At 40.8% G+C, this 15,070-nt stretch carries 8 protein-coding genes; 7 read left to right on the top strand and 1 reads right to left on the bottom strand.

Annotated features, from left to right (window positions below; all coding sequences use genetic code 11):
* Nucleotides 1-102 precede the first annotated feature (102 nt).
* The 3 genes from CLV32_RS06800 to CLV32_RS06790 all read left to right on the top strand — a co-directional run bounded on the left by CLV32_RS06800 (nucleotide 103) and on the right by CLV32_RS06790 (nucleotide 5,252).
* Nucleotides 103-2,766 carry a TonB-dependent receptor gene (locus CLV32_RS06800; RefSeq protein WP_243732250.1) on the top strand — a complete coding sequence of 888 codons (2,664 nt, stop codon included), beginning with the start codon at nucleotides 103-105 and terminating at the stop codon, nucleotides 2,764-2,766.
* Nucleotides 2,757-3,572, top strand: a complete 816-nt coding sequence (locus CLV32_RS06795) for a DUF4249 family protein (protein ID WP_133553798.1) — start codon at nucleotides 2,757-2,759, stop codon at nucleotides 3,570-3,572. The genes CLV32_RS06800 and CLV32_RS06795 overlap by 10 nt, the downstream gene beginning before the upstream one ends.
* Nucleotides 3,573-3,653: 81 nt before the next feature.
* The gene (locus tag CLV32_RS06790; protein WP_133553796.1) at nucleotides 3,654-5,252 is read left to right on the top strand and encodes a Na+/H+ antiporter; all 1,599 of its coding nucleotides are present in this window, start codon (nucleotides 3,654-3,656) and stop codon (nucleotides 5,250-5,252) included.
* 67 nt (nucleotides 5,253-5,319) lie between these two features.
* On the opposite strand, the gene CLV32_RS06785 is transcribed toward CLV32_RS06790, so the two are convergent.
* Nucleotides 5,320-5,640 (bottom strand): putative quinol monooxygenase, encoded by a 321-nt coding sequence (locus tag CLV32_RS06785; protein WP_133553794.1) that lies wholly within the window; start codon nucleotides 5,638-5,640, stop codon nucleotides 5,320-5,322.
* Nucleotides 5,641-5,814: 174 nt separating this feature from the next.
* On the opposite strand from CLV32_RS06785, the gene CLV32_RS06780 reads away from it, so the two are divergent.
* The 4 genes from CLV32_RS06780 to CLV32_RS06765 all read left to right on the top strand — a co-directional run bounded on the left by CLV32_RS06780 (nucleotide 5,815) and on the right by CLV32_RS06765 (nucleotide 15,002).
* Nucleotides 5,815-7,191, top strand: a complete 1,377-nt coding sequence (locus CLV32_RS06780; protein ID WP_133553791.1) for a M16 family metallopeptidase — start codon at nucleotides 5,815-5,817, stop codon at nucleotides 7,189-7,191.
* A 4-nt stretch (nucleotides 7,192-7,195) separates the two neighbouring features.
* Nucleotides 7,196-8,485 (top strand): M16 family metallopeptidase, encoded by a 1,290-nt coding sequence (locus CLV32_RS06775; RefSeq protein WP_133553789.1) that lies wholly within the window; start codon nucleotides 7,196-7,198, stop codon nucleotides 8,483-8,485.
* Nucleotides 8,486-8,652: 167 nt separating this feature from the next.
* Nucleotides 8,653-10,182 (top strand): GAF domain-containing protein, encoded by a 1,530-nt coding sequence (locus CLV32_RS06770; RefSeq protein WP_133553787.1) that lies wholly within the window; start codon nucleotides 8,653-8,655, stop codon nucleotides 10,180-10,182.
* Nucleotides 10,183-10,187: 5 nt separating this feature from the next.
* On the top strand, nucleotides 10,188-15,002 hold the full coding sequence (locus CLV32_RS06765; RefSeq protein WP_133553785.1) for a chemotaxis protein CheB: 4,815 nt from the start codon (nucleotides 10,188-10,190) through the stop codon (nucleotides 15,000-15,002).
* The last annotated feature ends 68 nt before the right edge of the window (nucleotides 15,003-15,070 follow it).

The raw sequence follows: 15,070 nt of genomic DNA, 5'->3' as shown, positions 1-15,070 counted from the left end.
CTACTTACATCCATCTTTTTATGTGTATTAACATGCTCAGGTCTGCAGGCGCAACAGCGTCTCTTAAGTAAAGTAATTGTTAATGGATTTTATACGACATCAATGAATTTTGTATTGGACAGTCTCATGTCCAAGTATAAGTTGAAAATAGTTTATGATCGGGAACAGGCCAGTCGTGTTGGTATTTCAGAACGTTTTGTTGAGGAGCCAATAAATGGGGCGCTAAAAACGCTCTGCAGACAAGCAGATATGCATTATTGGGTTGATGCAGATACGACTATCTACATCGTCAAATCGCAGGAAGATGTGCGATTACTGAAAAAAAAAGCAGCGTTAGATAATGTGCACCCCGAGGTCAGATCAATGCGTGTCAGAACAGAAACTGTAGCCAACTCAGAGGTTATTCCTAAAGTCGATAAGGCATTTCGTTTATCAGGCCGGATAGTGGATCAAATCAGTGGGGAATCGTTGCCTGGGGCTGTAGTAAGTGTGGAACGCAATAATATTCGGGCGACTACTAATGCTGATGGTTATTTTACTTTAGCCAATATCCCTTCAGATACTTGCGTGATTTCCACTTCTTACGTAGGTTATATTCCAGATCGGCTGAGTTTAAAGCATGTTGATGTAAGTCAGAAAATGATTATTGGTTTATCTGTAGCACGAAACAGCCTCGAAGAAGTTGAAATTAAAGGTAAGCGGAATGATGGGATCATGAGTACAGATAAACGCAAAGTCAGCGTTCTTCAGATTTCCCCCGCCAAGCTCGCTGAGCTTCCCAATCTTGGTGAAAAGGATATTATGCGCTCGTTCCAGCTGATGCCCGGCGTTAGTGCCAGTAATGAATCGTCCTCAGGTGCTTATGTTCGTGGAGGAACACCAGATCAAAATCTGGTGTTGTTTGATGGGTTTACCGTATATCAGGTGGATCATTTATACGGTTTCTTTAGTGCTTTTAATAGTAATGCTGTTAAGGATGTGCAATTATTTAAAGGCGGTTTTTCAGCGAAGTACGGCGGTCGCTTATCTAGTGTTACCGATATTACTGGTAAGGAAGGAAATCAAAAGGACTGGAACATTGGCGGCGACCTGAGTTTACTCAGTGCAAATATTTATCTGGAAAGTCCAGTGATGAAAAGCGGAACGTTACTACTTGCCGCACGTAAATCCTATCAGGGCCCGTTATATAACAAATTATTTAATCAGTTCAACAAAACCACTACCACAGCAACACCTAATGCTGGTCCTGGAGGAGGACGGGGCTTTGGCGGGGCAACAGCCGTAAGTACGCCGTCATCTTATTTCTATGATTTAAACGCAAAGTATACCGTAAATATTGGGGAAAAGGACTTACTGTCTTGGAGTATCTATCAAGGAGATGATGACCTGGATAATAGCAGGGATATCACGCTACCATCATTTCTAACAACAAGTACTGTTTCCTCCGGACCCAGCATAACGGATAAAACGACTTATGGAAACCTCGGTTCAAGCTTGAAGTGGTCAAGGAGATGGAACAACAAGTTATATTCAAATACATTAGCCAGTTATTCTACCTACCATAGCGACAGGAACAGGAGCAACACGATGTCCGTTACCAATAGCGACGGAATTGCTACTGAGGTAACCAGCGGTACTATAGAGCAAAATAAATTGCAGGACTGGAGTATAAAATCTGATTGGGAGTATCAGGCCAGTAACAAATTGAAAATTCTGTTTGGCGGTTATGGCTCTGCGCAAGATGTAATTTATAAATATAGTCAAAACGACACCAGCACACTTATAGATCAAAACAGGAAAGCTTCCGTTGTAACCGGATATGCCGAGGCAGAATATTCCCCGGTCGAGAAACTTCAGTTTAAGGGTGGTATTAGAAGTACGTTTTACGACCAGACGAAAAGATTGTATTATGAACCACGGTTCTCAGGATCTTACCTGCTAACAGATAGGTTTACTATTAATGCCGCTACAGGCAGATTTTATCAGTTTATGAATAGAGTGGTGCGGGAAGATATCCTTTCCGGAAGCAAGGATTTCTGGGTGCTGGCCAATGGAACAACTATTCCGGTAGGTAGCGCAGACCACTATATCATGGGCTTTAGCTATGAAACTGATAAATACCTTTTTGATGTGGAAGGCTACTACAAAAATCTAAATGACCTGACCGAATACTCGCAACGTACAACAGGCAACAGACGTTCATCGACGTTGGAAGAGCATTTCTATAACGGAAGGGGTTACACGTCGGGGGTGGAATTTTTGGCACAGAAAAAAGCTGGTAAATATACAGGTTGGGTAAGTTATACAATGGCTATCGCCAGAAACCAGTTCGATGCCTATAGTGCCGATTATTACTCAGCTAATCAGGATGCACGCAACGAATTCAAGTCAGTTAACATGTACAAATGGAACAATTGGACATTTTCTGCTACATGGATTTATGCAAGTGGTAAACCTTACACTGCTCCTGTTGCCAGCTACACTGTTGACAATGTAAGCGGGAATGCCAGAACATACCTCACCATCAGCGGTAAAAACACAGAGCGCATGCCTGCCTACCATCGTCTCGACCTTGCAGCAACATTAGACCTGATTAAAGTAGACAGTAGAAAGACCGGGAGTATCAGTTTCTCCTTGTTCAATGTCTATAACCATACTAATATCTGGTATAAGGAATACACTATTTATAACAATCAAGTGATCACATCGAATATCAACTATCTAGGTTTAACCCCCAATATTACGCTCAGCTTAAAATGGAAATAAGGAAATATATTACGCTTTTTTTAATAGCAAGTGCTTTTGCTTCATTAGTGCTCTCCTGTAAAAAAGATGGAGGAGATAGTGCGATTGCAGAACGGCCGGTGGTCGTTTCTTACCTGGTTGCCGGCGAGCCAATTACAATGAAGGTATATCTGCAGAAAGGTATTCTGGATACAGCTGCCTACGGAGCACCAGTTTCGGGTTTGAGTATAACACTAAGCAATGGCAGCAAGCAGCTAAAATTGTCTGAGCTTACTAAGGGTGTCTATACCTCTGATGATCTTTCATTGGTTACACCTAATAGTATATGCTCAATGAGTTTTGACTATAACGGAAACACGGTTTCTGCTGAAACAAAGGTGCCTTCTTTGCCTGTAAATTTTAAAGCGTCATCCCTGGAACAAGCCGTGCCAGACCCGGATCCTTTGGACAGTGTGGTGAAAACATTTTATCCCGTAACATTTAACTGGACTGCCACAAGTGGAGGGTATTACCTCCTGGTGTTCAGAAATCAGGATAGTACACCTTTGCGCATAGGTAATGGCTTTGGACGACATAATCCCTATTCGGATATGGAGGAATATCTTGGTCAGGTATCCAGCTTCACCACACAGCCGATGACCTTTATGTTTTCAGGTTATTATGATACTTATCTTTATCATATTAATGCCGAATACAATGAGATTCTAAATAGTAGCGGTACGAGTTCGTTAAACCTGACAAACCCAGCTACGAACATTAAGAATGGTTTAGGGATTTTTACAGCAATGTCAAAAACATCATTGCTATTTCATGTATACACGCAGTAAAATGATTTAAATCCCCATTTATAAGCGAAATGAGCGTTGAAAATCTTAAATTCACAGCAAAACGATTTTCCTCGCTCATTTATGCATTACAATTTATTACAGTTTTCTATTTTACTTTCAGCAGCGTTTATGCTGATTATGCTGGCGCAAAAGTTAAAGATCGCTTACCCGATTTTTCTGGTTGTAGCCGGACTGATCATCAGTTATATTCCTGGTATTCCGGTAATCAATCTGGACCCGGATATGATCTTCCTGATTTTTCTCCCTCCTTTGTTATATGAGGCAGCATGGTATACTTCATGGAATGACTTTTGGAAATGGCGGCGGCCAATTGGTATGTTGGCCTTTGGGCTCGTAATTCTGACTGCAAGTGTCGTAGCTTACTTTTCGACTGTGCTGATACCTGGTTTTACGTTGGCGATGGGTTTTGTTCTTGGTGGCATTATTTCACCACCCGATGCTGTTGCTGCTACTTCTGTATTAAAAAATATCAAGGTTCCCAAAAGGATCACCACGATTCTGGAAGGTGAAAGTCTGGTCAATGATGCGTCAAGTTTAATCGTGTTGCGTTTTGCGCTCGCGGCGGTGTTAACAGGTGCTTTTTCTTTTCAGCAGGCGGCCGGTAGTTTTTTCCTCGTGACCCTTGCAGGGATTGTCATTGGAATTGCTGTAGCACATGTTTTTTATGCAATTCATCGTTTTCTGCCCACAACGCCGAGCATTGACGCTGCATTCACCTTAATTGCCCCATATTTTATGTACTTGGCGGCTGAGCAGTTTCATTACTCGGGAGTAATGGCCGTGGTGAGCGGAGGACTTTTTCTTTCCTACCGTTCACACGAAGTGTTTACAACTGGGCAGAGTCGCTTACAAACCATAAATGTGTGGTCAACGCTCGGGATTATCCTGAATGGCCTCGTTTTTATTTTGATTGGACTGGAACTCCCCGTAATCATTAACGGTTTGGAGGGATATTCGTTAAAAGATGCATGGACCTACGGACTGCTCATTTCACTGTTAGTGATCGCTATCCGGATCGCCTGGATCTATCCCGGTACCTTTATCCCGCGATTGCTGTTTAAAAAGGTTAGGGAACGAGAATCAGATCCTGGATGGAAAGGGCCGCTTATCATTGGATGGGCAGGTATGCGTGGCGTAATTTCTCTCGCTGCGGCGCTATCAATTCCATTGCTGACAAACGACGGTACTCCTTTTCCACATCGGAACCTGATAATTTTTATCACCTTCGTTGTGATTTTAGTCACGCTGGTTTTTCAGGGCCTTACCCTTCCAATTCTTATCAAATGGCTTAAAATCAAAGAAATTGATCCTGTTATTCCTGCAGAACGGGAGGAAGCAGCAGTTAAACTGCGCTTGGTCCAGGTCGCACTTAATTTGCTTGATACTACATATAGTCAGCAGATTGAATCAAATGCCTTGTTGGGAAGCTTGAAAAGATCATTCGATAATAACCTAAACCATGCTACGCATCGCCTTGATTCAATGGACTGCAGTGAGGACGAAGCTGCAAAGCGTAACCAGTTTAATCTGGTACTTAAAGATATTTATCATGCACAGCGACTGGAACTTTTCCATATCCGAAAAGAAAAGGAATACAGTGATGAAGTGATCAGGAAACAGGAGATGCAGATTGATCTTTCAGAAGCCAAAATCAAATAAAATAACCACAACCTGAGTATTTCTGGCTGGCTAGTTACTGGGATTCCTGTAATTATTCGAAAGGATTTTAACTTATCTTATTTGTTTTATAGATAATTAACGGCAGTTGTACGATGTCCTTTGCTATCTCGACAAATTCCAGCAAATAGGGCATTTGATTATGATGATCCAGACTATGTTGGTCTTTCCATGTTTCCTGAAAGATAAAGACATGTTCATCTTCCGATGATTGGTGCAGGTCATATTGCAGGCATGCTTCCTCTTGGGTGGAGTTTTTTACCAGGTTCAGCAATGTTGATTTTACGATATCGATATTTCCCGGAAGGGCGGTAACGATTGCTGTTAAATACACAGGGATTTCCGAATTATTGGATTGTTGGTTCTTCATATGTTCTTGCACAATTGAAGTGTAAAGCTAAGCTTTAAAGCAGGCTGATTGAAATAAGATAACTTATGCATCACTATTATAAAACTAATGGCCTTTTGTAAAAAACAGGTGTGTTATGGGGAAATTATTGTGAGATGACTATATTTGAAATACACGTTTCCAACCCTTTTTACTATGTCGCTTAGAATTCCCGTTACGTTTTTTACCTGTCTGTTGCTGATTACGAGTACTGTTTACGGGCAGAAAAAGATCGCTCCAAACATGTATTTTAAGAAATTACCTAATGGATTAGAAATCCTGGTGGTTGTAGATCAGACTGTTCCATTGGTTACCATTGAGGCTGCCTGTAGAAACGGCTCGTTTACGGAAACACCGGAATATAACGGGCTGAGCCATTTATACGAACATTTATTCTTTGATGCAAACAAGGATTATCCTGACGCTGAAAGTTTCAATGAACGTACAAATGAACTGGAAATTACAGCAAATGCTACTACACGCGAAGAGGTAGTAAACTATTTTTTTACGCTTCCTGCTGCAAATCTTAAACCGGGATTGAGCCTTATGAATTCCTCCCTCCGGTTTCCTATATTCATTAAAGAAGATATGGCTCGCGAAAATGAAGTGGTCAACGCTGAATTTACCCGCCACGAATCCAGCCCCGTTTTTCCATTAATTGAAGCTAATGCCAGACATATGTGGGGCGCTAACTATTCCCGGAAAAATGTAATTGGAGATCATAACGTGATCCTGAGCGCTACACCTGCAAAAATGGATTCTATAAAAAACAAATACTACCGTCCGGATAATAGTGTATTGGTAATTGCCGGTGATGTTAAGGTGGAAGAGGCCTTCCGGGAAGCTGAAAATATTTTTGGATCCTGGCAAGCGCCAGCCTACGATCCTTTCAAGCGCTGGCCAATACCTGAGTTCAAGCCGCTTACGAAGAACGACTATTATTTTGTTGAAAATGACCAGACACCTGTTCCATTCATGTTATTTAGCTGGCACGGACCTGATACCCGTAACGATATTCCTGCAACATATGCGGCTGATGTGTTTTCTTTTATCGTAAACCAAAATGGCTCAAAATTAAAACAAGCCCTAATCAATTCAGGCCTTGCACAGCAAGCTGATGTAAATTATTATACCCAGAAATATACAGGTCCCATCAGTTTAATGGTGAGTCCTAATCCTGCACGGATTCAGGCTTGTTATGATGAGGTACTTAAACAGATTGCAAAATGGGATGAGGATGATTATTTATCTGATGTACAAATTGAAAGAGCAAAAAGGCTCCTTTCTGTTGATCAGGTGAGAAACAGGGAGGTTACCGCAGAATATGCACATTTATTGTCATTCTGGTGGGCCTCAGCTTCCGTGGATTATTACACACATTATGAAGAGAACCTTCATAAAGTAACACGCAAGGATTTGCAGGAATATGTGCGTAAGTACATTAAAGGCAAGCCATTCACTGCCGGACTTATGGTGACCAAAGAGACTATGGCCACTGTTAAACCTCAGGAGTTTTTTAAATCAAGCAAGTAATCAGATGAAAAGATATATTTTAAGCATATTCCTTCTTTTAACCACAGGCATTGTACATGCTCAAACAAAAACTATCGCTTTTGATGTTAATGGACTCAAGGTTATTTTAAGACCCACACAGAAAGAAACCATAAGCATGAGTATGTTTTTTAGAGGAGGCGTAATGAATGGGGGAGCCAATCAGGCAGGCCTGGAAAATCTTACTTTGGCTGCGCTTGCTTCTGCCGGAACCACCCGTTATAGTGTAAACGATTATAAGGAACTTGCTGATGAATTCGGAATAGATATCGCTGGAGCGGGCAGTACAGACTACGGTAGGGTAAATATGAGTTGTATCGATACGTACTTTGAACAAGGCTGGAAGTTATTTTCCGATGCGATTTCAAATCCTGCTTTCGATCCAACCGAATTTCAATCGGTTAAGGAAAAAACTATTTCGGCAATCTATCAGCTGCGCTCTGATCCTGAAACACGTATAGAGCAGATGGCAATGGAAAGTCTTTTTAAGGGCAGTGTTTACAGTGCAGACCCTATGGGAACCGCAGAACGTTTGGCAACATTTACACCAGATAGCGCCAGAAACTATTACAAGAATGTATTGTTGAATAAAAATAAGATGTTCCTCGTTGTAGCGGGAAATATCAGCCGGGAAACCCTGGAAAAGAAAATTAAAGAAGCGTTCAACGGTTTACCTGCTAAGGCTTATACTGCGCCGTTGTATACTGCTCCGGTGTTAAACACAGAAACTGTGCGTATCGAGAATCGGGATATTGCAACAAATTATATTAGTTGCGTTATGAATGCGCCTAAGATGAGCAGCCCCGACTTTCCTGCTTTTATGGTTGTGGTAAATGTGCTCAGTGGAAATCTCCATAATGAACTTAGAAATAGACTTGGCCTTTCTTATGCACCAGGTGCAACGGTTGAGGTTCAGCAAATTCCCTATATGTCCATGTTTGTAAGCACTACTCAGCCCAAAAAGGCTTTTGATGCCATGCTTGAGGTGTATTCGAATATCCGGGCCGGTCAATATGGTCAGCGGATTCTTGACCTTATCAAAAGAGATTATAGAAGCGGTTACTACCGTCATCAGGAAAGCTCAGGTGCAATTGTGAAAAGCCTTGGTGAAGCCGAAATTCTTGGTGGCTATGCCTTGGAAGAACAGCTGGTGGAAAAATTCAATAACGTCACCCTGGAACAAATGAAAGGCGTCTTTGCTAAATATCTTACCGGTGCCATCTGGCTTTATTTAGGCGATGAAACGTTAGGGCGAACAGCTTTTCAAGCGAAATAATTTAATATTTCAACACAATTTTATATTTTGTGCGGCTAGCCTGAACAAGGTTGGCAAAAACCTTAAACCTCCGCTTCGCTCCAATTTAATTGTTTTTTTGCTAGTCTGGTACGCTATTTGGCTACGACTTGCAAATTGAACAAAGTTGTATTACGTTAAAGGAAATAATGGCTGAGAAAAATAAATATGATTCAGAGTTTTGTGGAAGTTTGCCACTGCATAATATTAACCTGATTCAGGACTATGGATACCTGATCGTTTTAGATCACCAAGAGCTGTCCATTGTCCAGGTTAGTGAAAATGTAACAGATCTTTTAGGACACACACTTCAAGAAATTGTGAATTCAAGGTTGTCAGATTATATTGAAAAGGAAGATTTAAACAGGATCTCAACAATTCTTCAAAAAGGAATTACAGAAAAGATACCGTTGACTCTCAATTTAAACAGTAAAGGTCAGATTACGCCTTATCACATACTGATGCATGTGAAAGCTGATTACGTTATTTTAGAATTACAGGAGGCGCATCCGGATAAAAACCGCAGTTTTACGGAGGTATACCAGGAGGTGAAACACATCTCGCTGGCGCTGGAAGCCGCAGCATCTGTCCAAGAAGTTTGTGAGATAGCAGTTCATGAAATTCGTGTGATATCGGGTTTCGATGGGGTATTGATGTATAGGTTCGATAAGGACTGGAATGGAACCGTAATTGCTGAAGAAAAAGATGAACGGCTGGAACCTTATTTGGGGCACTCATTCCCAGCCTCTGATGTGCCAAAACAAGCCAGAGCTTTATATCTGAAAAATCCTTATCGCTTGATTCCAAACCGGGAATATCTCCAGTCAAAATTGTATCCGGTAATCAATCCTTTGTCGCACGCGTTCATCGATCTTTCTGACTGTAATCTGAGAAGTGTTCCTGCCGTACATCTGGAGTATATGAAGAATATGGGGATCAAAGCTTCTATGTCTATCCGCGTGATAAATGATCAGCAGCTTTGGGGTTTAATATCTTGCCATCATATATCACCAATGTATCTGGATTATGAGATATGCTCTGTTTTCGAATGGCTTTCTTCTTTGATTTCGAGCAGGATTTCTGCAATTTTAAACAAGGAGACCTATGATACCGTAACGCTGCTTCAGCAAAAACGTTTGCAGCTTATTGACGAGATATACGCACAAAACGATATTACTATAGGTCTGCTACATAGACCAGATCTCAATATATTGGAACTGTTCAACGCCAGCGGTGCAATGGTCGTAATTAACAAGAGGATCGAAACTATTGGAGAAGTGCCTGAAAAAGATGATTTAGATAATCTGCTTTTTTGGTTGGAAGGAAAAGAGGTAAATACCGTATTCTCTACCGATCATCTGAGTGGTTTGTTTGATGATGCTGCTGCTTACACAGCAATAGGAAGCGGAATCTTGGTACTCCCTATCAATAGTGCTGAAGCAGAATACTTAGTCTGTTTCAGACCAGAAGTGGTGGAAACCATCAACTGGGGAGGAGATCCCAATAAAGCCATCAATTTTGAAAAAGATAAAAAAAGCTATCATCCCAGAAATTCCTTCAAACTTTGGCAACAGGTTGTTGTTCATCATGCATTGCCATGGGAACAGACTGTTCTCGATGTGGCAGAAAGTTTGCGGAATTTCCTTTTTGAATTCAGAACAAAACAAGGACATAACTAAACCAAATGCAGAAAACTGAAAATAAAATGAATTATATCGTCGCTATCGGTGCATCAGCTGGAGGATTGGAAGCTATCCATGACTTTTTCGATCACATGCCCGAGAGCTCAAACTTTTCCTTCGTTGTAATTCAACATTTGTCTTCTGATTATAAAAGCCTCCTGGTTGAGCTGGTTGCCAAACATACCCACATGAAGGTATTCGAGGCAGCTAACGATATGACTATCCAGCAGGATTGTGTGTATATTATACCAAACAATAAAATAATGACCGTTAAAAACGGACGGTTAAAGCTCGCTGACAAATCACTGGTCAAAGCACCCAACACGGCAATTGATACGTTTTTACATACCCTTGCTAAAGATAAAAAAGATAAAGCCATAGCAATCATACTTTCTGGAACAGGTACCGATGGTACTAAAGGAATTCAATCAGTTAAAGAATATGGAGGTATGGTTATCTGTCAGGATCCTGCAACAGCAAAGTTCGATGGGATGCCCAACAGTGCGATTGCCTCAGGATGTGTAGACCATGTGCTGGCGCCAAAGCTGATGAACGAGGAATTGTTTGCCTATGTAAATGAAGAACCTGTAAAGGTTTTGGAAAACGGAAAGGTTGATGAGGAAATGCTGGATGAAATCTTTAAGATGGTTCATGAGCAAAGCGGCAATAATTTCAATCTTTATAAAACTCCGACCATCATCAGGCGGATAGGACGTAGGATGAATGAGCATAAAATCGGCAAACTGGATGAATATGTAAGTTTCCTGCGCAATTCTGATGATGAAGTGAAGATCCTTGGTCAGGACTTTTTAATTGGCGTAACTAAGTTCTTCAGGGATCCGGAAGCTTTCGATGTGCTGGAAAAACAAATCTTTCCTGAGTTAATAAGTCGGAAGACAAATGGTGAAGTCATCAAAATTTGGGTCTGCGCATGTAGTACCGGACAGGAAGCCTATTCCATCGCTATTTTGTTAAATGAATGTCTGGAAAAAGCAGGTAAAAGACTTGATGTCAAGATTTTTGCTACAGATATAGATGAGAAAAGTATTGAGATTGCAGGGAAAAATCAATACCCTGAAGTCACGGCGAAAGAGATTCCGGTTAGGTTTTTAAAGAAATACTTTTCAGAGGATGGGAATTTTTTAAGTGTGAGCCCCGCCATCAGGAAGCAGGTAGTCTTTGCCAAACATGATGTTACCAAATCGCCGCCATTTATTAAAAATGACATGGTAACCTGTCGGAATATGCTGATCTATGTCAATAATATTTTGCAGGATAAAATCTTGTCGACTTTTCATTTTTCATTAAATCATGGTGGTTACCTCTTTTTGGGCTCCAGCGAAACAGCCAATGGTCTGAAGCAGGGACTTACAGAAATATCAAGTAAGTGGAAGATCTTTCAAAAGACTGGCGTTATCAACTATTCGACGTTCAATACCTATAACACCCAGGGCAGAGTGGTTTCAGCAACGGATAAGAAGAAACAAGCGCCTCTGGAAATTCCGCTTAGTCCTATTGAAAAAAGCTTTAATAAGTTTATTACAAATGATCTTGGCTATGTTGGTGTTTTCATTGATAAACTCTACATGATTCAGGAAGCTGTTGGTAACTACAGGCAGTTTCTTGAGCTTCCTGATACGAAAATCGAACTTAATATTCTGAAAATGGTGCCCAAGGCCGTCTCTATTGTACTCAACACAGCGCTGCGGAAGAGTTGGAAAGAACAAAAGAAGGTACACCTCAACCGCATTCGTAGCAAAAAAAATGGAGACGATATTTATCTGAACATATCTATTCAGCCTCCCGATCAGGAACACCCCTACACGATGATCGTATTCGGGGAAAGTATGATAGAAGTGGTGCCTGAGAAAGACGATATCGGTCTGTCATTATTATCGGATGGTCAACAAGACGAATATCTTTTTGAACTTGAAGCCGAATTAAATGAAACAAGAACCAATCTTCAAATGGCAATTGAAGAAATGGAGACCACAAATGAAGAACTTCAGTCAAGTAATGAAGAATTGCTTTCGGCAAATGAAGAACTTCAGTCAAGTAACGAAGAACTACAATCGTTAAATGAAGAGTTACACACCCTTAATACGGAGCACCAGCTCAAAATTAGGGAATTGATAGAACTCAATGACGATCTTGATAACTATTTCAGAAGTACAGACATAGGCCAGGTCTTTTTAGATTCCGGACTCTTCATTCGCAAGTTTAATCCAGCTGCTATTAGCATGGTCAATATGATCGATGCTGATATCGGCCGCTCTATTGAACATATATCCAATAACATCCAGGCAGATAATTTAATTGGTGATATAAGAAACGTACTTTATACCGGCCATGTTGTTGAAAAAGAAGTGCTGCTGAAAAATGGTAACAGAAGCCTTATGCGAATCCTCCCTTATGTAAGGAAAGATAAGAGGACAGATGGAGTGGTCATCACATTTATAGATATTTCTACAATTACGGAATTAAATAATATTATATCCGGTGTATATAATGCCAGCTTAAATGCTATTTTGGCTTTTACAGCCGTCAGAAATCAGGATCACTACATTGTCGACTTTAAGTGTGTTTCATTCAATACTGCTGCACTAACGCTGCTCGGTAAAACCGGATCTGAGCTGGAAAATGCAATGCTGGTTAAACAGCTGCCAGAACTTTTGGATGGAAATATGTTTCAAAAGTATATACAGGTAGCCGAACAGGGCAACACACTGCATACTGAGTTTCGGACAACCGATAGCCGCTGGCTTCAGATTGTAGCTGTAAGGATGTCGGATGGCTTTGCCGCTACACTTACCGACATTACTGAAAGGAAAGCATCGGATCAGAAATTGAAAAAGAATTACAATGAACTGATCGCCACCAGGGAGAATCTGAAAATCCTCAATTCAGAGTTGGAAGTCAAGGTGGAGGAGCGCACGCAGCGTCTTACAGAAAGTGAAGAACGTTTTAATCAGGTTTCCCGCGCTACAAATGATACGATCTGGGACTGGAATCTGGTAAATAACACCATGTGGCGCAGTGAAAGTTTTACTGCAATGTTTGGCTATACACATTCAGAGGAAAACGGTTCTATTACGTTTTGGTTTGATAAAATACATGCAGATGATCAGCAACGTGTACGCGACAGTGTATATGCCGCTATTAACCGCAATGAAGAACAATGGTCTGCTGAGTATCGTTTGTTAAAGGCTGATGGTAGCTATGCAGTAATCCTTGATCGGGGCACAATCCTACAGGATGATTTTCAGGTTCCATACAGAATGATTGGATCTATGATTGATATCACCCGATTGGTTGATACAGAAAATAAGCTAAGTTCCAGCGAACGAAAGTTCCGTAAGGTGTTTGATTCCAATGTGATCGGCATGTTGTTCTCGAACATTAAAACGGGGAGCATCGATCAGGCAAATGGTGCATTCCTGCGTATGATTGGCTATACACAGGATGATTTGGATAAAGGAGAGCTTTATTGGAATAAATTGACACCTGAAGAATATATGCCGGTATCGATGGCGGCAGTAAATGAAATAGCAGAACATGGTGTGTGTCCGCCATTTGAAAAACAGTATCTCCGTAAAAATGGTGATCGAATTTCGGTAATGCTTGGATCAGCACTATTAGACGAAGATAATACTGACGAAGTTGTCACCTATGTAATAGACATCACTGAACAAAAACATGCCGAGCGCAGAAGAAAAGACTTACAGAAGCTTATTCGCAAGCAACAGGCCGAGTTTTATAGCATCTTTAAAAATGCTCCTGCACTGATTAGTATCCGAAGAGGAAAAAATCTAAAATACGAATTTGTAAACACTGCCTTCGTCGAATTCAATGGCGACCAGGAATATATTGGTAAGGCATCGAATACATTAAGTCCAGGATTTGAAAGTGAGAAACTGCAGGAAATCGAAGATAAAGTGCTTAAGACTGGCGAAACTTTTGTGGGTAAGGCCTTTGAAGTTGAACGTACAAATCCTGAAAATGGAGAGACCAAAATATGTTGGTTCGACCTGATCTATGCACCGGTATACTCTGACTTTGGTGAAGTTGATGGTATTGCATTTTTCGGTTTCGAAGTTACAGAGTTGATTTTGGCTCAAGAAGCTACAAAGGAGCTAATGCACAAAAAAGACGAGTTCATGAGTATTGCCAGTCATGAATTAAAAACCCCAATTACGAGCATCAAGGGTTATTTGCAAATTGCCCAGCGACTGGCAGAAAGATCCAATACAGACAGTCAGATTCTTGGTTTTGTTGATAAAGCCAATCGGCAGGTAGGCAAGCTAACAGCGCTGGTGGAAGATTTGCTCGACGTAACACGCATACAGGCTGGTAAAATGCAATTTAACTTTGAGTCTTTCGGTATTAGTGACCTGATCAACGAATGCATAGAAAGCGTTAGGCTGGAGGGTTATCAATTTATTGTAGATCCAATGGCTGATGTTTTGATTTATGGAGATAGACACCGGATTGAACAAGTGATTAATAACTTTTTATCTAATGCAATTAAATACTCACCTGGCGAACGGATCATTAAGGTTGGTGTACAAGCTGTTGATGGGCAATTAAAAGTTAAAGTGAAAGATTCTGGTATTGGTATTCCTGAAGATAAAAAGGCCTATGTATTTGATCGGTTTTTCCGTGTTCAGGAATCTTCATTTATGTTTTCCGGCCTGGGGCTAGGTCTGTATATCTCCGCAGAGATCATAAAGCGACATGGAGGGACGATAGGGGTAGAGAGCGTAGAAAACGAAGGCTCTGAATTTTGGTTCATTATTCCCCTAACCAATGATCATTAAAAACAATCTTTTAAAACAATGTGAACAGAAGCGGCATTTTAATAAGCATGAAACAAATTAGTTTGCAA

Source organism: Pedobacter duraquae, from assembly GCF_004362245.1.
In the GTDB taxonomy this organism is placed as follows: Bacteria; Bacteroidota; Bacteroidia; order Sphingobacteriales; family Sphingobacteriaceae; genus Pedobacter; species Pedobacter duraquae.
The sequence above is the reverse complement of the archived record's forward strand: the minus strand, read 5'-3'. Positions and strand labels throughout refer to the sequence as shown.

Coding starts and splice junctions, on each gene's coding strand:
- CLV32_RS06800 (WP_243732250.1), top strand. CDS start 103: ATGAATTTTGTATTGGACAGTCTCATGTCCAAGTATAAGTTGAAAATA.
- CLV32_RS06795 (WP_133553798.1), top strand. CDS start 2,757: ATGGAAATAAGGAAATATATTACGCTTTTTTTAATAGCAAGTGCTTTT.
- CLV32_RS06790 (WP_133553796.1), top strand. CDS start 3,654: ATGCATTACAATTTATTACAGTTTTCTATTTTACTTTCAGCAGCGTTT.
- CLV32_RS06785 (WP_133553794.1), bottom strand. CDS start 5,640: ATGAAGAACCAACAATCCAATAATTCGGAAATCCCTGTGTATTTAACA.
- CLV32_RS06780 (WP_133553791.1), top strand. CDS start 5,815: ATGTCGCTTAGAATTCCCGTTACGTTTTTTACCTGTCTGTTGCTGATT.
- CLV32_RS06775 (WP_133553789.1), top strand. CDS start 7,196: ATGAAAAGATATATTTTAAGCATATTCCTTCTTTTAACCACAGGCATT.
- CLV32_RS06770 (WP_133553787.1), top strand. CDS start 8,653: ATGGCTGAGAAAAATAAATATGATTCAGAGTTTTGTGGAAGTTTGCCA.
- CLV32_RS06765 (WP_133553785.1), top strand. CDS start 10,188: ATGCAGAAAACTGAAAATAAAATGAATTATATCGTCGCTATCGGTGCA.